Consider the following 18,716-nt stretch of genomic DNA (forward strand, 5'->3'; position numbering starts at 1 on the left):
ATGACGCCCTCAACGCGACCCGCGCGGCCGTCGAAGAAGGCATCGTTCCCGGCGGCGGCGTCGCCCTGCTGCGCGCTTCGCTGGCCATCACCGTCACCGGCGCTAACTCCGACCAGACCGCGGGCATCGCAATCGTGCGTCGCGCGCTGCAGGCTCCGGCCCGCCAGATCGCGGCCAACGCCGGTGCGGAAGCATCGATCGTTGCCGGCAAGATCCTTGAGAACAAGGGCGCGACGTTCGGCTTCAACGCCCAGACCGGCGAATATGGCGACATGATCGCCATGGGTATCGTCGATCCGGTCAAGGTTGTGCGCACGGCTCTGCAGGACGCGGCCTCGGTCGCCGGCCTGCTGGTCACCACCGAAGCTATGATCGCCGAGGCTCCGAAGAAGGAGTCGGCTGGCGGCGGCATGCCGGCTGGTATGCCCGGCGGTGGCATGGGCGGCATGGGCGGCATGGGCGGTATGGATTTCTAATCCAGCCCCCTATCAACCTACAGCGGAAAGGGCGGCAGCAATGCCGCCCTTTTTTGTGTGCCGAGCATGATCGACAGCTTGGAGGTGCAAGTCCTCTACCCAGCTGATGGCGGCGAAGCGCAACGGCGTCGTCGTGAGACGGGTCTGGCCGTGTCCTTTCGTTCAGCCGCTGGTCGAAACTCACGATCATCGTGCTGCCTTCCGCCGTGCCGTGGATCTTTACAGGGCTGCGAGAAGGCCTTGCCAACGGCTGGCAGACCCTGGTTGCGGTAGAACTCATCGCATCGTTCGAAGGGCTCCGATTACCTGATGGCCTATGGTCGTCAGCTCTTTCAATTTGAACTCGTTCTTTCGGCCATGATCGTGGTCGGCCTGACCGAATTGGTGATCCACGGCCTGCTCACGCTTGCCGAAAACTATCTGCAACGCTGGCGTCCGGAGACCCACGATCAGCCTGATCACGATTGCAGGTCGGGATAGGCTGTCGCACGGCGCTTCCATCGCACCGCCGGCCTTCCGCTTCATCGGCCGACATCTGCGGCCGCTTGCGGTGTCGATGGCGCTGCTCGCGATTTGGGAGTTGCTCGCCCATGCCGGCGCTGCTGACCCACGTTTTCTACCGCGGCTGGGAGAGGTGGCGGCCCGCGGCATGGCAGAGTTCAGCCGAGGTGGCCTCGGCTCCAATCTTCTGGCGAGCCTGGAACGTGACCTGATCGGTTTCGTGTGTGGCAGTGTGGCGGAATCGCGCTTGGTCCGGCGATCGGATTTTCCCGCCTTATCGAACGCCTGAGAGGCTCGTGGTCGCGGTTGTGTTACCGCTATTACGTGACCTGATCACGTTGACGATGCCAGCACCTTCATTGGCCACTTTCTGGACCATGTACGTCACATCAGGCTCCCCCGCCCGATCGACACGAGCCGGCTCTGTAACCACGCCGCCGTCATATAGCGGTTCCACGACGGCACTGGCGGCAGTCGTCTTCTCAGCGGCTACTGGTGGACGTTTCAGCAGCCAACGAATCCGATGGTGGCAAGGACAGGCAGACCAAGCACCGCGTAGAAGCCGCACTCCGCTGGAGTTCGCCTCGGAAGTGGAGCGACAAGGGCCTGATTTGTCTTGCCATGCCGACATTGTCAGCACGCTTTTCGAAGCCTCTGAATTCCTTAGTGTCCATCCCAGCTCGACCTCCGACCATCCCCATTTCCGGCTGCCCGCGGCACGGCAGCCCTTGGCCTCTAGCTGCGCTCGAGCGGATCAGCGTGCCGTCCGCCTCCTCTGGCTGATCAAAATGTCTGCACCCATTTGGCAATGGCCGCTTCGCGCAAAAGTTTTCCCCCGTGAGCCGACTTTCCGAATTGGCTTAACTTCCAAATCTGTGGCTTTGCCTGCATTGCGGAGCGCGGAGTTCCGACCACTCGCCCAAGGGTATGCCATGGCGTTTCGTCTCTTTGTTCCGATCCTTGCCGGTGCAACGCTGCGCGAGCGGCTGCTCGCCTGCATCGGGGCCATGATCGGCATCGCATTGACTGGCGTGATCAGTGCGCTGGCGAACGGGTCTGGCCCACATGTCGCACTGCTGGTTGCTCCAATGGGAGCATCGGCCGTGCTGCTCTTTGCCGTGCCTTCAAGCCCGCTGGCGCAACCTTGGTCGATTATCGGGGCAATACGATTTCGGCGCTGGTCGGGGTGATCGTGGCGCATTTCGTGCATGAACCCGTCCTTGCTACCGGCATTGCGGTGGCGCTGGCGATCGCCGCCATGTCGTTCACGCGCTGCCTGCATCCGCCGGGTGGCGCCGCCGCCTTAACTGCGGTGTTCGGCGGACCGGCCGTCTTCAGCTCGGGCTTGCTGTTTCCCTTCGTTCCGGTAGCGCTGAACTCGATCGTGCTGGTCGCACTCGGCTACGGCATCCATAAACTGTCGCGGCGCAACTATCCGCATGTGGCGGCTCCCGCCCTTAAAAGCGCGCATGGAACCATCGATCCGCCGGCGCGGGAGCGGGTCGGCTTCCAGCCCGAGGATATCGATGCCGCGCTCGGCGCGCTGGAGGAAACCTTCGATATCGACCGCAACGATCTTGAGCGGCTGCTACGGCAGGTCGAGTTGCAGGCGATGGTGCGCTCCCACCGGACCCTGCTGTGCGAGGACATCATGTCGCGCGATGTGATTTCGGTCGATGAACATGCGCCTGCCGACCAGGCGCGTCACTTGCTGCTCGATCACAACATCCGGACGCTGCCGGTGACCGACGCCGAGGGCGGGCTGGTCGGTGTAGTTGGCCTGCGCGAGCTGACGAAGGCGACCGACGCGGTGAGGGCTGTGATGTCGAAGGCTGGCACCGCCTCTCCCGATACGCCGGCCATGAGCCTGCTGCCGGTGCTCACCGACGGCCGCAGCCATGCCGTGGTCATCGTCGATGCCGAGCGACGCATTATTGGGCTGATCACCCAGACCGACCTGCTGGCAGCGGCAGCGCGCGTGCACATGGCGAACACAACGCTGGCAGCGGCATAAAATAGGGATCCGGACTTGCTCAATCCGGGAACCCGATGGGGCGCCAATAGGATAGCAGTATGGCGGCCGCCCGACGCTCTCCGGCATCTCCTTCGAGGCGAGCAATGCATCGCCGTCTAGGCAAGGCGAATGCTCCGGACTTCCCAGCCTTTCTTGCCTTGCCCGCCTTCGACAAACACCTTCTGTCCCGCCACCAGCACGCTGAGCCCTGAGCGCGTCAGGGCGCTGGCATGAACGAAGACGTCCTTCTCACCGTTGTCAGGAGCAATGAAGCCGAAGCCCTTTTCGGGTTTGTACCACTTGACCGTGCCCCCCCTCTCCAGCTGCGCACCGGTTTCAACGAAGGTCCCTCCAGCGACGCGCGTATGTGACGGAGTTTTCGAGCGGTGATCGCCGATCTCCAGCACCTGCGCGACTTGATGACCTTTTGGACTTTTTTCGACCGTGATCTTGAGAGGCGTCCCCGCGGCAACATCCCGGCTTCCGGCCGCCTCTAACACTCGCACGTGCAGATAGGCCTCCGTGCCGTCCGACAGTTTGACGAAGCCAAAACCCTTGCTGACTGTGAACCACAATACCTCCGCATCGACAGGATCTGCCGTCACGGGCGGCGGGCGCTGAAAATAGCTTGGCTCGGAAGTCCGTTCCGAAAAGGAAACGGGGTCATCGTCATAGCGATGCCGGCGTGGCTCGCGATGGTCTCGATATTTGCCCATGATCATCTCGACTGGCATGGATGGCGCACTGCGCTACCGTCAAGATAATCTCAATCGGGCGACGCGTTTATGTCAAAAAGGCCGTGAAGGCCGCAGCTGTGCCCGGCCTATCGGCCGAACCCTTTGAAACTAGATTCATTTCCCCTGAAACAATAGTGCCGGCGAGTCGATTTACTGACTCGCATAGGTTGTGTTGGAGTGCGAGTGCGATGATGCTGGCGCGGGCGCACTGGAAGGGCTTTATCAGGCATTGCGGAAAGCCTGCTCCGGGTTTCTTCAAAAGGAACCGAACGGCGGGTCGACGACCATTTGCGCCGGCTCCAGGAGCGCAGGCCTGACCGTGCATGATTATCATCTCCAGCGTCACGCCCAGCGTCGACGCCAAGCCGTGGAGAACCATGCCGCGCTGTCGCCGACGAGAACAACGTCGGAATGTCGATCGACGAGCTTTGAATCGGCGCACTCAATGGGCCTCCTTCCCCAAGCACGGATGTCGCGTTGGCACTTTTTGTGCAGCTGCGAAGAGCTAAAATCGCCACGACGGGTGGTGTTGACGCGCCGACAATTATCAGACAAAAACGGAATTCAATCGGTTCAGCCGCTTACGCGGCGGGGCTCTGCTCAACAACCTCGGGGACCATGGACGAACGCGCAAAAGGGATTAGGAAAGGCGGAGCTGGAGGCAAGGCCAACGACGTCAATGCGGACTTGATCGCCGTTGTGGTCGCCATGGACAGCAGCGCCCCCTGCGTTCTGACCATCCCGCAGGCAAACGCCCTGCCCTCGGGCCCGTTCGAGCTTGCTCACCGTTCGCTGCAGTCGGGCCTCAGGGGATGGGTGGAACAACAGACCGGCCAGCCGCTCGGCTATATCGAACAGCTCTACACCTTCGCCGATCGCGACAGGGTTGGCGCTGACGACCGCGTGGTCTCTATCAGCTATCTGGCGCTCACCCACCAAGACGAAGCTGGCGACCCGGCCGGGCGACACTGGGGAAGCTGGTACGACTATTTCCCGTGGGAGGATCACCGCTCCGGCACACCGGCGGTCGTGTTGGACGAATTGCGGCCGCGCCTGATGGAATGGGCGGATGGCACTGACCACAGTACGACACGCCTCGACCGACGACGGCGGGCGGCGATCGCCTTCGGCTTTGACGACCGCCATTGGAACGAGGAACTCGCGCTTCAACGTTATGAGCTGCTCTACGAAGCCGCCCTGGTGGAGGAAGCAATACGCGCCGGACATTCCGCTGCGCCCACCTCGGTCTCGGGCAGATCGATGATCGCCGATCATCGTCGCATCCTGGCGACCGGCATTGCGCGGCTGCGCTCCAAGATCAAATACCGGCCGGTCGTATTCGAACTGATGCCGCCGGTCTTCACGCTTTTGCAGCTGCAGCGCACCGTGGAGGCGCTTGCCGGCAGGCTCGTACGAAAGCCGAACTTTCGCCGGCTAATCGAGCAGCAGGAGCTGGTCGAGGAAACCGGTGAGACAACCGCGGAAACCGGCGGCCGGCCGGCGCAACTTTATCGCTTCCGTCACGCCGTTCTCGACGAGAGGGTGATAGCCGGAACAAAATTGCCGCTCTCGCGGGCTTGACCCGCCTTGCGCCAGCAGCCCTGACGATGTCGCGGACGGCTTGGCCCTTGTGAGAACCGGGATTGTCGAGAATGACGATGTCGCCCGGCTTCAGTGTTTTGTTGAGTTCGGTTTCGACATAGACGCGAAAGGCCTGCGTATTGATGGGTCCGTCAATGACCCAAGGCGCCTCCACCCGATCCTGCCGCAGCGCGGTGATGAAGGTCATCGTCTTCCAATGGCCATATGGTGCGTGGGCCATCAGCCGCTTGCCGCGCACACCCCAGCCGCGCAACGGCGCCATGTTGGTCTTGACCCATGTTTCATCCAGGAAGACCAGCCGCGTAGGGTCAATGCGGGTCTGTGTCGATCGCCGAGATCCGGCGCGGCGCTGCCCTCATGGACAAAGGTCCGCAACGTGACGCACTGGCCGAATGGCTCGCCCGGAACCTGCCGCAGCGCTTCGAGTCGAGAGTCCTGCCGGTGGACGAACTGGTTGCCTTGGCCTGGGGCGACCTGACGGGCCTCGCGAAGCGGCGTGGCCGCGGTCTGTCATCGATGGACGGGCTGATCGCAGCCACCGCGATCTCCTGACCCATCACATGGCGTGGATCTTCATGCGCTGACGGCGAAACACCCAGATATCCCGCACCTACCGCGATCAAGTGGAAACGCCTCGGTGCCAGCCACGAGGTCGATGTCATTGAAGATGAGATGAAATAGGCGGATCAGCTCTGCTTTTCGCACCTTGACGCGCGCTTATGACAGGCCTCGGCCAAGGGCGTCGAGTTTAGCTTCCGGTTGGATGCTTGCCCTCACCTGGGGCTATGCTTACGGCCATCCCGATCGAGAAAAGCATCGAACGCGGCAGCGACAGCACGAATCACAAAGCGATGCTCCCGCCGTACGCGGACAAAACCGTTTTCGAAGTCCACTATCCCGTCCTCGGCCAGCATCGCCAAGCGTTCAGCTGAATCGAGAAGACGGATCGGATCAAATCCGTGGGCGGCACAGATTGCCTGCACATCGGCCTCGAGATCGCACATTAGTCGCTCGATAATTGCGGCTCGCACGCGGTCGTCGTCGGTGAGGCGATAGCCCTTTGACGTCGCCAGACGGCCAGCTGCGATGTGCTGGATGTAGGAATCCCGTGTAACTTCGTTTTGGACGTACCCCTCGCCGACGCGGCCGATAGCCGACGCGCCGAAACCGACCAGGGTTCTGCAGGTGGTGGCCGAGTAGCCCAGCGAGTTACGCCGCAGGCGACCCGTTTTCTGTGCCAGCGCGAGCTCGTCGTCCGGCAAGGCGAAATGGTCGAGCCCGATCTCGCGGTAGCCGGCGGCAATCAGCGTCGCGGCCACGGCCGCATACTGTTCGGCGCGGGCAGCGCTGCCCGGAAGAACTGCCTCCTCGATGAGGCGCTGATTCTTTATAAGCGACGGGATGTGCGCATAGCCGAACACCGCAAGCCGGTCGGGGCGCATTGCGACCGCCGCCCTCGCGGTCTCGACGCAGGACTGCACCGTTTGATGCGGGAGACCGAAGATGAGGTCGAAGTTGATGCGGCTTACTCCATGCCGCCGCAGCATTTCCACGGCAGCCGACGTCTGCGCCTCACTCTGAACCCGGTTGATTGCTTTTTGAACAATGGGATCGAAGCTCTGCACGCCGAGACTCACACGGTTCACGCCGGCCGCTCCTAAGGCCTCGGCCATCTCGACCGTGAACGTGCGCGGATCAATCTCGACGGCAACCGTAGCTGTTTTCGTGAGAGCGAAGCGGCGTCGCAGGAACTCCATCAGAGCCAGGAACTCGGCTGGTCCTATGAGAGACGGCGTTCCGCCGCCGAAATGCATGTCGCTCACGGGCAGCGTCTGCGGCGCTCGCTCCGAGACCAAACGGATCTCGTCACGCAGGGCCGCCAGATAGTTAAGGATCGGCGCATCATGGCGGGTGATGGTGGTGGGGAAGCCACAATACCAGCAAGCTGATCGGCAGAACGGAACGTGGAAATAGAGCGACACCGGATCGTCCGCCGGCAGGTTCCTGAGCCATTCCTCATAAGCCTCGGCGCCGACCGCCCCAGAGAACTCCGACACAGTCGGATAGATAGTGTACCAAGGCAGGCCGGCCTCGCGATATTTTGTGGTCTGCAACGGTTACCGTCCCATGCTGATAACCACCAACCTTACCGCTGCGCTCGCCTGTGTCTTTGCGCTATGTCAGTCCGTTCCGCTTTGGGCTCGAAAGTTGTATTTCTCAGCAATAGCGGCCGTTCAGTCTTGGCTGGACGGTCAGCGACTGGCCATGGCTGTTCCCGCCGCGACCCTCACGCGCACCGTTTGGTTCCACCATCCCTTCCCTTCAGCCTGCGCCTGGTCGAGTAGATTCTGCTGAGCGCGGCTGCCGCATCCAACGAGATAACACGGCGTTGGGACCAGACTTTGCTCGCCAGCTAGCGCAGCCCCATAGTGATCTCTGGCATCTCGATGAGCTCGTTGTGTGAATTGCTGGCAAGAAGCATTAGCTGTGGCGCGCCGTCTATCAGGACGAGAGGCTGCTCGACGCGACCGTCAGGTCGGCCGCAATGCCAATGCCGGCGCGCCTACTGACTCCGTGGTGGAGGCAAGGCTGCGCGTCAGCGCGTGATTACCGATCATCGCGCTCGCCAAAATGACGGCGTCGTACCGAGCGGTGCCGCCGCATGATGTCTCAACGTCGGGGCTCACAGCAAACAAAGCTGTCGCCATTGAACGAAACTGTCGCGAAGCGAACAGACGAACCGTAGCCGAAACGTTTGCCGTTCGTGCTTGGGTTGATCCGCAAGGCAAAAAGGAAGGAAGAGCGAACCAAGGTCCGCCGGCACACTTGAGCTTCAAGCCGCAGCTGCGTCGTCAGGATGGCACGTCATTTGCAGTAGGAGCCTTTGTGACGGCCCGCCCACAACTAGCGGAGATGACGGGGATGATTTGTACAGAAATGTTGGATGGCGTCGTTTCGGCGATTATTATATTTGTAATAACAATCGCATATTTGTAACAATAACACCTCATCATATTCTCAATTTCTGATGAATATCTGGCGTGACGAGCGCATCAAAACTGCTCAAATTCAACTCAATGCGCATCGTTATCGACTGTTTCCTTAGCAAGAGTTCATCACTGACGTCCATTCCTTTTGCTCTTTGAACGGAGATCAACAATGAACATTAGGAGCCTCCTCCTCGGCTCAACTGCGGCACTGATTGCCGTTTCCGACGCTCGCGCCGTGACCGCCGTTGCCGAGCCTGACCCGACTGAGTACGTTAAAGTTTGCGACGTCTACGGCTCGGGCTACGTCTACATTTCAGGCACTGAGACCTGCGTGCGCATCGGCGGCTATGTCCGTTACGACGTCGGCTTGGGCCATGTCGGATTGGTTGATCACGCAAGAACCTCGGTTGTGAGGACTGGTGAGCATCAGGGCACATGGCAAAACAACACGCGCTTCACATTGAAAACTTGGACCGGCCAGGAGACCGAACTCGGCACGTTGAAGACCTACACCGAAACCCGCATCAACTTCGGCAACCGCCACACTTCGGTTTCGGACAGTTCTCGGTCCCATGCCTTCAACGGAGACAGCACCTTGACTTTCGCCTGGATTCAGCTTGGTGGCCTCCGAGTTGGTAAGGACTGGTCGGCCTTCGACATGTTTATTGGCGGCGCGGGTGACGTACTCAACCAGACGCCGGTTCCGTACGGCGCTTTCGATACCAATGTGGTTCAGTACTACTTCGACGCCGGGAACGGCTTTTCGGCCGTGGTTTCGCTCGAAGAAGGCTCGGGCGTGGTCGGCACAATCGACAGCTACGCACCGCACGTAGTCGGCGGCTTGAAATACACACATGGCTGGGGCGCGATCACCGGCGTTGCCGCTTATGATAGCAACTACGAATCGGTGGCCGCCAAGGTCCGTGTCGACATCAATGTCACCAACGAACTGTTGCTGTTCGGAATGCTCGGCTACGGTTCCAACGGCAAGCTCAACGACGACTCCACGAACGCCATCGACGCTCATGGTCGCGGCTTCTATAAGAGTTGGGGCGGGAACTGGGCTTTCTGGGCTGGCGCCACTTACAAGCTCAACGAGACAACTTCGTTCAAACTTCAGCTCTCCGGTGATCAGCTCAAGAACCATGGTGTCGCTGCAAACGTCGCCTATGCGTTTCTTCCAGATTTCACAGTTACGGCGGAACTCGACTATGGCCGATACGGTAACTTCGCCGTCGGCAAGGTGGACGGCGCTTCCAACATGAATTGGACCAACGCCAACAAGAAGAGCAGTGTCGGCGGAATCCTGCGTTTCGAACGCTCATTCTAACGGATGAAAGGGCGCTGAGGCAGGCATCGCATGTACTTGTCGTCGGCGGATCGGACTCCAGTGGGGGTGCCGGAATCGCGCGCGATATCGAGACGCTCTCCTCCATGGGCGTGCGCAGCTGCCTTGCCGTCACTGCGGTGACGGTGCAAACACACGACAGCGTCACGGACATCCTTCATCTGCAACCCGGTCTGGTGGCCGATCAGATGCGTGCAGCGATCTCGCGGGCGTCGCGGCGTAGTGAGCGCGGGCGCGGCCGTGATGATCGTGGCGGGAGGGAGAGGTAAGGAGCGTCTTTTCTTTGAGAATTCGCGTTTACCGGTACCCACGATGCACAACGGGCGAGTTTTTCAAAGAGGCGCGTCTTCCTTCGAAGCGCTTCGGAGGGCCAGGCTCTGGGCTCGCCCCGAGCCCCTGCGTAGCCTGCGGGGGAGCTGGGTCTCGGCCCATCCGGGTAACGATCCTTCGCGCGGCTATGGAAACGATCGCATTTGCCGATTATCGCATAAAAAACTTGTTATCGCACGACTAAAAAAACTTGCAACTCCACAGCATCATTGACTTGTCGCCTATCAGCACTATATACTTGTAATCGCACAGCTCTAAAAACTTGCAAAGGCACGGCCATGGCCAAGCCCCATGAAAAACTCGCTGTATCACTGGCCGTCCTCAAAGAGCTGCAGGAGGGTGGGCGGCGCATATTCAAATCAAATGAGCTGACCCGCGTCCACCGGGAGCGGCTGCTGCAGAACGGGTTCCTGCGCGATGTTATCAAAGGCTGGCTCATGTCGACCGGCCCGCAGGCACGGCAGCAAGACACCACCCCTTGGTACGCGAGCTTCTGGGAGTTCTGCTCCCTTTACTGCAATGACCGGTTCGGCAAGGACTGGTTCCTCTCACCGGAGCAGTCGCTGCTTCTGCACGCGGAAGCGCCCACTATTCCGCCTCAGGTGGTGGTGAACGCCCCCAAAGGCACGAATAACAAAATCGACCTGCTGTTCGGCACTTCGCTCTATGACCTCAAGGTCAAGGAGATGCCGGCCGAACTGACAGAGAAAAACGGCCAGCGCGTGTTCACTGTCGAGGCCGCCCTTACCCGGGTGCCGGAAGCGTTCTTCCAGCGCGCCCCTATCGAGATGCAGATCGCCATGGCGTCGGTGCGCGACGTATCAACCGTTCTGGCCCTGCTGCTTGATGGCGGCCATTCCGCCGTGGCGGGACGGCTTGCGGGGGCCTTCCGTCGCGTAGGACGCGACTCCTTTGCCGATGAAATCGTGGCCGCCTTCAAAGCCGCCGGCTATGACGTGCGCGAATCCGATCCGTTCGCGGCACAAATTGGAGTGACAACCATTGCGGCGGGCGTACCGCCGTTGGTCGCCCGCCTGCGCGCGATCTGGCAATCGCAGCGCGAAGCCATCATCGAGATATTCCCGAAGGCACCCGGACTGCCGTCCGACAAAGACGCCTATATGAAGTTCGTCGAGGATATCTACGAAAGCGACGCCTACCATTCGCTGTCGATAGAAGGGTACAGCGTCACCCCGGAACTCATCGACCGGGTGCGCGAGGGGAGCTGGAATCCGGAGATTGATGAAGAGGACCGCAAGAACCGGGATGCGCTTGCCGCGCGTGGCTACTACCTCGCATTCCAGAAGGTCAAAGACTCTGTTGCCGCGATCATCAACGGCAAGCCAGCCGGCGCGTTGACGCGGGACACTCACCGGGAGTGGTACCGGGAGCTGTTCGCGCCGTCAGTGACCGCCGGCATCCTTAAAGCCAGCGCGCTTGCGGGATATCGCAATCACCCTGTGTACCTGCGCGGCTCGCAGCACGTGCCGCCGCGTACCGAAGCGGTGGCCGATGGTATGAATGAGCTGTTCGACCTGCTGGAGGCGGAGAAGGAGGCCTCCGTGCGTGCCGTGCTGGGGCATTGGCTTGTGGGCTATGTGCACCCCTATCCGGACGGCAACGGACGGATGGCGCGGTTCCTCATGAACGCGATGCTGGCTTCAGGCGGTTACCCCTGGACAATCGTCAGAGTCGATGACCGGAAGGCCTACCTCGCAGGGCTGGAGGAGGCGAGCGGCAATATGAATGTGAAATCATTCGCCGCCTTTCTCGCCGAACGGGTGAAGTGGTCTATGGAGAAGGCGGCGTGAGGTCGGTGGTGTGCCATGTTTAACTTGCTTGTCTCGGGCCACGGCGAGTGGTGGGAAACGCCGCCGTTCACGTCAACCATTGACCGGTTCAAGGAATCTAGCGGCGCCGAGGCCGAGGCTATCGACCTCGCGCCCTGAAACATTGCGCCGGCTGGAGGAAATCCCGGCGCTTTTGATGTACGAAGTCGGGGCGGGAGGCCCGCACGCGCGCGTGGTCCGGCACAGCCGCATACGCAATATCGTTCGGCGCGGACACGAACTGGCCTTCACCTTCGAGCCCGATCCGAAACATGCCTTTCTCGACCGGTCAGCGGTGTTGAGATTGCGGACCGGCTGGGCATTCAACAGTTCGAACAGCACCCTACGCACTGGGCGATCAAGGATGGTGACATTCCGGCCGAGCTGATTGCCACCAGCACCGCTGAACGGGCGCAGCGCACCGTTGCCGTGGTTGCGGCAGAATATGTAGAAGCGCGCCGCGAGGGACGAAGGAGAGAAGCTGCCGAACTGGCCGAAGAACTGGAGGATTTTCCTCCCTCGCTGGAGAAGCACTGTCGTGCCGGCGCGTATCCTTCAGCAGCCGACACCCGAATTATACCCGATCCTTGGGATAGAGCCCCGCACGCCCGAAGGCCGCAACGCCGTCGTGGCCGTCGTCGCAAGGGATCACAATGGGCAGGACTTGCCTGCCGACTGGTCTTATTCGCTGGCGTGGTTCCTGGACCTTTACGGCAGCGCGACGGAAGCGGGGCGCCTTGACGGCGCGCTGGCCGAATGCGCAACGCATATGATCGCGCTCGGCACTGGCGAGGGAGAAGCTGCCGGCCCGGTTGAAAATATCGGCTACGCACTCTGGCGCTGTTCGCGAAGCCCGAAACTTATCGGCGATCTGCGCCGGGAAATTGCGGTCCTGACTGATCGCCTCGTGCGCCGCCAGGAGGGTGGGGGCTACTGGAATGAAACTAGAGAAGGGGTTCCCCGGCCCGGCCTGCGCGCCACGGCGACAGTCGCCCTTCAGCGGCTTGGCGATGACCGCTACCACGACGCAATTCGGAAAGCCGTGTCATGGCTGATCACACGAGTTATTCCTGACACAGGCGCGCTTCCGCGCGACGCGGGCGACGACGATCCCGAGGTCATCGCCACGACACTCGCGATGGAGGCTATTCGCCGGTCTGATTTTGTCGATAACGTGCCCCACGAGCTGGCGGCTGGAGATGCCTGGCTGGTCTCCGGTCAGACCGTGCTCGGAGGCAGGCAGGCAGAGCCGTGGGCAGAGGATTTTGTCGCGGCCTTGGTGCTTGAATATCTCGCGCGCCAAAACGAGATGCTGCCGCAGGTCGATGGCTTTCTCCTGATGGCGCGCGACTTCTTCCGCAAGGCAGAAGAGCTGCAGCTGGAAGGCGGCGCCAATAATCGGCGGCTTGCTGCCATAGCGACCGTGCATGCTGTGGAAATGTTCCTCTATGGGCTGTTTGAGCGGCGGGAAGATTTGGCGCTGTCAGCCTTCCGCGAAAACGGCACTGAGACGCTCGGCCCCCGGGAAGCGCTCGGCGCTCTGCAGGCTGCGTTGCAACGGATCGGGGTGCTGCACGCGCCGCAACGGCTGTCCCACCGCGACAATCTGAGTGCGTTGGTCGGGCGGCGTGACGGGATCATCCATCGCGCTCACGAAATGAGCGAAGCGGAACTCAGAGACGGGATGAAGCATGCCCGGCGCTTTATCGAAAAGTATGCCCGGTCGCTGCTCGACTTGAACCTGTTGCAGTGAATGTACGTGATTGAGGGGGATGATGAAAAGAAGCGGTATTCCAAAGGATGTTATGGCGGCTATTCCGCAAGGCCGCGGAAGAATATGGGGGCAGCGATGCCCCGGCGACATGGCCCCGGATGTGCTGATGACCGGACGTTACCAGTTCGGCAGCAACGAGCGCCGATGGCGACGACATTCTCGGCGATGCCGACGAATATCTGATGCGCCATTTCGCGACTGAGAGCGGAAAGAGCAAAGGCCAGTTCTACACCCCCGCCGAAGTCAGCCGCATCATGGCGCAGATCATCGGCATTCGGTCCGCCAAGACCAGCGGCGACACCACCGTCTAGGACCCGACCTGCGGATCGGGATCGCTGCTGCTGAAAGTGGCCGACGAGGCCGGGACCAATGTCACGCTCTACGGGCAGGAGAAGGATTCGGCCACCAGCGGTCTCGCGCGCATGAACATGATCCTGCACAACGCACCCACCGCGATGATCATGCAGGGCAACACCCTCACCGATCCCAAATTCCGCGACGGCGATGCGCTCAAGACCTTTGATTACGTCGTCGCCAATCCGCCCTTCAGCGACAAGCGCTGGAGCACCGGGCTTGACCCGCTTCATGATGAGCTGATCGCTTTAAGTCGTTTCGGCGTACCGCCCGCCAAGCAGGGCGATTACGCCTATCTGCTACACATCGTCCGGTCGCTGAAGAGCGCCGGTAAGGGCGCCTGCATTCTGCCGCACGGCGTTCTCTTCCGCGGCAACGCCGAAGCCGAACTCCGGCGCAACCTTGTGCGCAAGGGATACATCATCCACACCTACAAATTCAGCGAGGCGGTGGAGGACGAAGTCGTTCTCGACCTCGTTTTTTATGAAGCACGCGATATCGACCAGCGCCTGGGTTCAGAGGACAAATTGATCAGTGGTTCGATGCCAAAACCAAGGCCCTGAATGACTGGCAAAGGGATGAGCTAAAAAAGAAATGGGGCACGATGTAAAACGTGCTCAGCTCGCGATCCCGCAAGGATCGTGTCGTCAGCGGCACGTCTTCGATTTCAGCGTGAAGCCCCGCCTGTCAAGCCAACGCGGCAACGCAATTCTCGTGGCCTCCAGCATCTACGAAGCCTGCAAGCACTTCGAGCTTTTTCAAAAGATCCCGTTCCGCAACAAGTGCGCCCTGATCCAATCGTACAATCCGAATGCGCAGGACATCACAAAGGAAGAGACGGGCGCCAACACCGATACCGACCGGCAGGTCATTTACAACACCTACACCGAGTTGCTGAAGGGCGTTGAGGCCAAGGGCGGTTTGTCCAAAACCGAGGTGTACGAGGAGGCGGCCAAGGCTCTTTTCACCAAGGAGCCGGCGAACATGAAGCTGCTGGTGGTCATCGACAAGCTGCTCACAGCTTTCGATGCGCCACCCTGCACCTATGTCTACATAGACACGTCTATGCAGGACCACGGCCTGTTCCAAGCGATTTGCCGGACCAATCGGCTTGACGGCGAGGACAAGGATTTCGGTTGTATCGTCGCCTACAAGGGCCTGTTCAAGAAGGTTGAGAGTGCGATCGCCGTCTATACGTCGGAACTTGATCATTCCGACGACGGGCCGGCTCCGGATGTGCTGCTCAAGGACCGTCTGAAAAAAGGAAAAGAACGTCTCGATCAAGCCCTGGAACGCATTGTCCTGCTTTGCGAGCGTGTGGAGCCGCCGAAAGGAGAACTGGAATACATCCACTTCTCCTGCGGCAACACCGAAATCGCGTCAGACCTTAAAGAGCGCGAACCTCAGCGCGCGGCCCTGTACAAGGCAACCGCGGGCTGCTGCGGGCGTATGCTAATATCGCGGATGAATGGTGACCTGCCACTGAATTTTCATCCGGCTGCAGTTAGAGCCTCGGCGGGTTTTGATCCGATACCATTCTTTGGACCGCCGGAAGGTGGAGTTTTCCGGCTGTTTCACGATGGCGGGCTGACGGCGCCATCGGGATTGATCAACGAGATCGGAACCTTGTGCCCGATTGCGCCATGGGGGCGCACCTCGTTGTAGTATCTGCGCCAATCCTCCAACTTTTCGGCCGCGTCGGCAAGCGTCAGGAACCAGTGGGCGTTCAAACATTCCGCCCTGAAGCGGCCGTTGAAGGCTTCGATGTAAGCGTTGTCCGTTGGCTTTCCCGGTCGCGAGAAGTCGAGCGTGACGCCCCTGGTGTAGGCCCACAGGTCGAGGTCGCGGGAGACGAACTCCGAGCCTTTGATGCCGCAGGCTACAACAACGCCCACCTTGCCCGCATCAAGAAACAGGTCGAGCATTACCTGAATGCGCGGGACACTGTGCGTCTGGCCAGCAACGAAAGCCTCGATCTGAAGGCCTACGAGGCTGATATGCGGCACTTAATCGACACATATTTCAAAGCCGATGAGCCCCGCAAAATCTCACCATTCGACGGCATGAGCCTCCTTGAGCTCAGCTCGTTTGGGAGGACGTGCTGGACGATAGGGTCACCATTCCCCGCGAAGCAGTCCAGCGAGCGTAAAATCCAGGATCAAGCTGACCGCACATGGAATCTTCTCACTACGCTTTACTACAAGGGGACAGGCCGTATCCCTTGGCGCCGGAAGAAGATCGGATTGAAAGGCAACCTTCTTTGTCATCTTTGCATCACGGTCAGTCTGCTCGAGATTGACCGCTGCAAACCGGGAGCACGAGCGGGCCGGGCAAACGTTGCAACAGATCTTTCAAGGAAATTCATTGACTCTTAGCAACTCCGGTTCGCTGTGAATGGTAGGCTTATTGCAACGTCTGAGGTCAGTGGGGTCCAAACCGTAGCGCCGCTTATTCTCCGACCCGCCGAACTGCGTGCAATTTCGGCTAAAGGCAATGGCAAGAAGAGCGCCCATCTTGTTTGTTCGACACAGCCATATCGGCTCAAAACAGTATCTTCACGGCCACCGACATTGTCCGGTCGGTGGACAATCAACCATATAATTTGGTTCGAAAGCCGCAACATCTGTGGAGAACGCGAAATGACAAATTCAGTAGGACGAGTGCCCAGGCTTTCCAAGTGGCTTGGTCCTGACCAATGCTGACACTGGTCAGTCGCCTACGGACGGCAGCGCATTTAGATCGCCTTCGAATCCTAGGTCTTTGCGCGCACGCGGACCTAACTGTCTGCCAGCTAGCGGAGATTTGGGTCTGCGTCGTGAGCACGTTGTACGACACGTCCGGCTACTGGCCAGAGCCGACTTTCTTTACTGCAACGAACAACGCCCGTGGTGCTCGTACCATCTCAAAGCAGCAGGTAAGGACGGCGGGCTGGTTCAGTTGTTGGTTGATCTCCTGCCCCACGGCGATGACTATCACAAACGAGACCTTCAACGGCTCGAAGCGACACAAGACGCGCCGTCGAAGGGGATCGCATGCTTGACCGTGAAATAGATCCAATTGGAGCGCGAAACCACCATGGACAACTCCGCCGACGGCGCCATCGCGCCGCCCGACACTTGCGGACGGTCTCGCTTGGCGGCCTCTGGCCCACGCGCTTCTGGACCGAGGTTATGACCTGGTCACCGGGGGCACTGACAATCACATGCTGATCCTTGATCTTCGCGATCGACCACTATCAGGCAAGGCCTATGCCGAGCGGTTAGCGAAGGCAGGCATCATTACGAACTTTAATATGGTGCCGGGGGACCCGCGCCATCCTGAGGTCACAAGCGGAATTCGCCTGCGGGCGCCAGCAGTGACGTCAATGGGCTTGCGCGATGTGGAAACCGTGCAAATTGCTGGCTTCATGGACTCCGTCCTCCGGCGCGCCAGAAGACGAAGATCTCCATGCCTGCGTGCGAAGAGACGTTGCCGACTTGTGCGCTGCGTTCGAGGTCCCGGGCCTCACCGACAGGTAAGGTGGGCTAAGCAAAATGCCCCATACAACTCCAACACCCGAAGCGAGGCATTTCATGGCTAGGCAGTTCGTGTTCTCTTCCGAATCGGTTGGCGCGGGACACCCGGATAAGTTGGCCGACAACATCTCGGATGCCATCCTCGATGCCATCCTCCGCACCGATCCCAAGGCGCGCGTCGCCTGTGAAGCGTTGGTAAAATCAGGGATGGTCGTTCTGGCTGGCGAGATTACCAGCGATGCGCAGGTGGATTATAGCCAAGTTGCGCGCGATACGATTCTCGATATTGGATACGACAACGAGGCCGTCGGCTTTGACGGCCGGCGTTGCTCCGTCGTTCATGCACTCACCGAGCAGTCGCCCGACATCAGCCAGGGCGTTGACGAGGGACGAGGGCAGGACCTCCAACAGGGAGCGGGAGATCAGGGCCTCATGTTCGGCTACGCATGCCGCGAAACCGATACTCTGATGCCTTTGCCGATCCAGCTCGCTCATCGCTTGACGAAACAACAGGCAGATGTCCGGAAAGCACGACAGCTTGGCTGGTTGCGTCCTGACATGAAATCCCAAGTCTCAGTGCGCTATGAGGGGTTGCGCCCGGTCGCCCTGGATACCATCGTCGTATCGACCCAACATGACGAGCAGGTCTCGCAAGAGACGGTCCGCGAGGGCGTCATTGAGGAAATCATAAAGCCTGTCCTGCCGACCCACCTGGAGACGGAAGGCATCAGAATTCTGGTCAACCCGACGGGGAGGTTCGTAGTCGGCGGGCCGCGCGGCGACTGCGGTCTCACTGGACGCAAGATCATCGTCGATTCCTATGGTGGGATGGGTCGTCACGGCGGCGGCGCCTTTTCGGGCAAGGACCCGTCCAAGGTTGACCGCTCAGCTGCCTATGCGGCCCGGTATGTCGCAAAGAATATCGTCGCTAGCGGACTTGCGGACGTCTGCGAGGTGCAGCTTGCTTACGCAATCGGCGTGGCCAGTCCGGTTTCTGTCATGGTCAACACGTTCGGAACAGCGAGGGTAGAGGAAAGAAGGATCGAGCGCCTCATTCTTGAGTTGTTCGATCTCAGACCGAAGGGCATTATCAAGATGCTTGATCTCTTACGCCCTATATACCGCAAGACCGCGACCTATGGCCATTTCGGCCGTGAAGAGCCTGATTTCACCTGGGAGAAGACAGACAGGGCCGACGAATTGCGTCGCGAGGCAGGACTTGCCGCCCCGTGAGGGCTGGCGCCGA

13 protein-coding genes and 8 pseudogenes are annotated in these 18,716 nt (G+C 60.2%); 15 read left to right on the plus strand and 6 right to left on the minus strand.

From position 1 onward, the window contains the following. The 5 genes and pseudogenes from NKH37_RS32490 to NKH37_RS32510 all read left to right on the plus strand — a co-directional run. Positions 1–476 (plus strand): TCP-1/cpn60 chaperonin family protein (locus NKH37_RS32490; protein ID WP_353042369.1); only part of this gene is annotated, 476 nt, incomplete at its 5' end. Between the two features lie 206 nt (positions 477–682). After that, the gene (locus NKH37_RS32495) at positions 683–817 is read left to right on the plus strand and encodes a hypothetical protein (protein ID WP_352959304.1); all 135 of its coding nucleotides are present in this window, start codon (positions 683–685) and stop codon (positions 815–817) included. Further along, positions 786–956: a hypothetical protein gene (locus NKH37_RS32500; protein ID WP_352959293.1), complete on the plus strand. Its 171-nt coding sequence runs from the start codon at positions 786–788 to the stop codon at positions 954–956. Before NKH37_RS32495 ends, NKH37_RS32500 begins: the two co-directional genes overlap by 32 nt. A 76-nt stretch (positions 957–1,032) precedes the next feature. Further along, positions 1,033–1,266: an ABC transporter permease family protein gene (locus NKH37_RS32505; protein WP_352469027.1), complete on the plus strand. Its 234-nt coding sequence runs from the start codon at positions 1,033–1,035 to the stop codon at positions 1,264–1,266. 643 nt (positions 1,267–1,909) lie between these two features. After that, positions 1,910–2,991 (plus strand): annotated as a pseudogene (locus tag NKH37_RS32510) (HPP family protein). A 116-nt stretch (positions 2,992–3,107) separates the two neighbouring features. Here NKH37_RS32510 and NKH37_RS32515 read toward each other — a convergent pair. Both NKH37_RS32515 and NKH37_RS32520 read right to left on the minus strand, forming a co-directional pair. Next, positions 3,108–3,725, minus strand: a complete 618-nt coding sequence (locus NKH37_RS32515) for a cold-shock protein (protein ID WP_352895423.1) — start codon at positions 3,723–3,725, stop codon at positions 3,108–3,110. Positions 3,726–3,986: 261 nt separating this feature from the next. Beyond that, positions 3,987–4,199, minus strand: a pseudogene (locus NKH37_RS32520) (3-methyl-2-oxobutanoate hydroxymethyltransferase); the annotation flags it as partial. Positions 4,200–4,346: 147 nt separating this feature from the next. Between NKH37_RS32520 and NKH37_RS32525 the strand changes: the two are divergent. Then, positions 4,347–5,309, plus strand: coding sequence for an NUDIX hydrolase (locus NKH37_RS32525; RefSeq protein ID WP_353042372.1), 963 nt, complete (start codon positions 4,347–4,349; stop codon positions 5,307–5,309). Positions 5,310–5,313: 4 nt separating this feature from the next. Here the strand turns inward: NKH37_RS32525 and NKH37_RS32530 are convergent. After that, a pseudogene (locus NKH37_RS32530) lies at positions 5,314–5,655 on the minus strand (transposase); the annotation flags it as partial. Between NKH37_RS32530 and NKH37_RS32535 the strand changes: the two are divergent. Continuing rightward, positions 5,652–5,879, plus strand: a pseudogene (locus NKH37_RS32535) (PIN domain-containing protein); the annotation flags it as partial. The pseudogenes NKH37_RS32530 and NKH37_RS32535 sit on opposite strands and share 4 nt — an antisense overlap. Positions 5,880–6,103: 224 nt before the next feature. Here NKH37_RS32535 and hemN read toward each other — a convergent pair. Beyond that, positions 6,104–7,444: an oxygen-independent coproporphyrinogen III oxidase gene (gene hemN / locus NKH37_RS32540; protein WP_353042374.1), complete on the minus strand. Its 1,341-nt coding sequence runs from the start codon at positions 7,442–7,444 to the stop codon at positions 6,104–6,106. A gap of 1,045 nt (positions 7,445–8,489) precedes the next feature. Between hemN and NKH37_RS32545 the strand changes: the two genes are divergently transcribed. The 3 genes and pseudogenes from NKH37_RS32545 to NKH37_RS32555 all read left to right on the plus strand — a co-directional run bounded on the left by NKH37_RS32545 (position 8,490) and on the right by NKH37_RS32555 (position 11,809). After that, positions 8,490–9,650, plus strand: coding sequence for a porin (locus NKH37_RS32545; RefSeq protein WP_353042376.1), 1,161 nt, complete (start codon positions 8,490–8,492; stop codon positions 9,648–9,650). Between the two features lie 14 nt (positions 9,651–9,664). Continuing rightward, a pseudogene (locus NKH37_RS32550) lies at positions 9,665–9,874 on the plus strand (bifunctional hydroxymethylpyrimidine kinase/phosphomethylpyrimidine kinase); the annotation flags it as partial. Between the two features lie 402 nt (positions 9,875–10,276). Next, complete coding sequence (locus NKH37_RS32555) at positions 10,277–11,809, plus strand: Fic family protein (RefSeq protein WP_353042378.1); 1,533 nt, start codon at positions 10,277–10,279, stop codon at positions 11,807–11,809. Positions 11,810–11,881: 72 nt separating this feature from the next. Here NKH37_RS32555 and NKH37_RS32560 read toward each other — a convergent pair whose 3' ends face one another. Next, positions 11,882–12,361 (minus strand): hypothetical protein, encoded by a 480-nt coding sequence (locus NKH37_RS32560; RefSeq protein ID WP_353042380.1) that lies wholly within the window; start codon positions 12,359–12,361, stop codon positions 11,882–11,884. 4 nt (positions 12,362–12,365) lie between these two features. Between NKH37_RS32560 and NKH37_RS32565 the strand changes: the two genes are divergently transcribed. The 3 genes and pseudogenes from NKH37_RS32565 (at position 12,366) to NKH37_RS32575 (ending at position 15,620) form a co-directional block, all read left to right on the plus strand. Next, on the plus strand, positions 12,366–13,580 hold the full coding sequence (locus NKH37_RS32565; protein WP_353042382.1) for a hypothetical protein: 1,215 nt from the start codon (positions 12,366–12,368) through the stop codon (positions 13,578–13,580). 176 nt (positions 13,581–13,756) lie between these two features. Next, positions 13,757–14,518 (plus strand): annotated as a pseudogene (locus NKH37_RS32570) (HsdM family class I SAM-dependent methyltransferase). A gap of 31 nt (positions 14,519–14,549) precedes the next feature. Next, a complete protein-coding gene (locus tag NKH37_RS32575; RefSeq protein WP_353042384.1) occupies positions 14,550–15,620 on the plus strand; it encodes a type I restriction enzyme subunit R domain-containing protein in 1,071 nt (356 codons plus the stop codon). On the opposite strand, the pseudogene NKH37_RS32580 reads toward NKH37_RS32575, so the two are convergent. Continuing rightward, positions 15,530–15,823, minus strand: a pseudogene (locus tag NKH37_RS32580) (integrase core domain-containing protein); the annotation flags it as partial. The gene NKH37_RS32575 and the pseudogene NKH37_RS32580 sit on opposite strands and share 91 nt — an antisense overlap. A 1,268-nt stretch (positions 15,824–17,091) precedes the next feature. Here NKH37_RS32580 and glyA point away from each other — a divergent pair. Further along, a pseudogene (gene glyA, locus NKH37_RS32585) lies at positions 17,092–17,473 on the plus strand (serine hydroxymethyltransferase); the annotation flags it as partial. A 54-nt stretch (positions 17,474–17,527) separates the two neighbouring features. Then, a complete protein-coding gene (metK, locus tag NKH37_RS32590; protein ID WP_352542141.1) occupies positions 17,528–18,703 on the plus strand; it encodes a methionine adenosyltransferase in 1,176 nt (391 codons plus the stop codon). Positions 18,704–18,716 lie beyond the last annotated feature (13 nt).

The sequence above is a fragment of the Mesorhizobium sp. M1217 genome (assembly GCF_040318275.1).
Classification (GTDB): domain Bacteria; phylum Pseudomonadota; class Alphaproteobacteria; order Rhizobiales; family Rhizobiaceae; genus Mesorhizobium.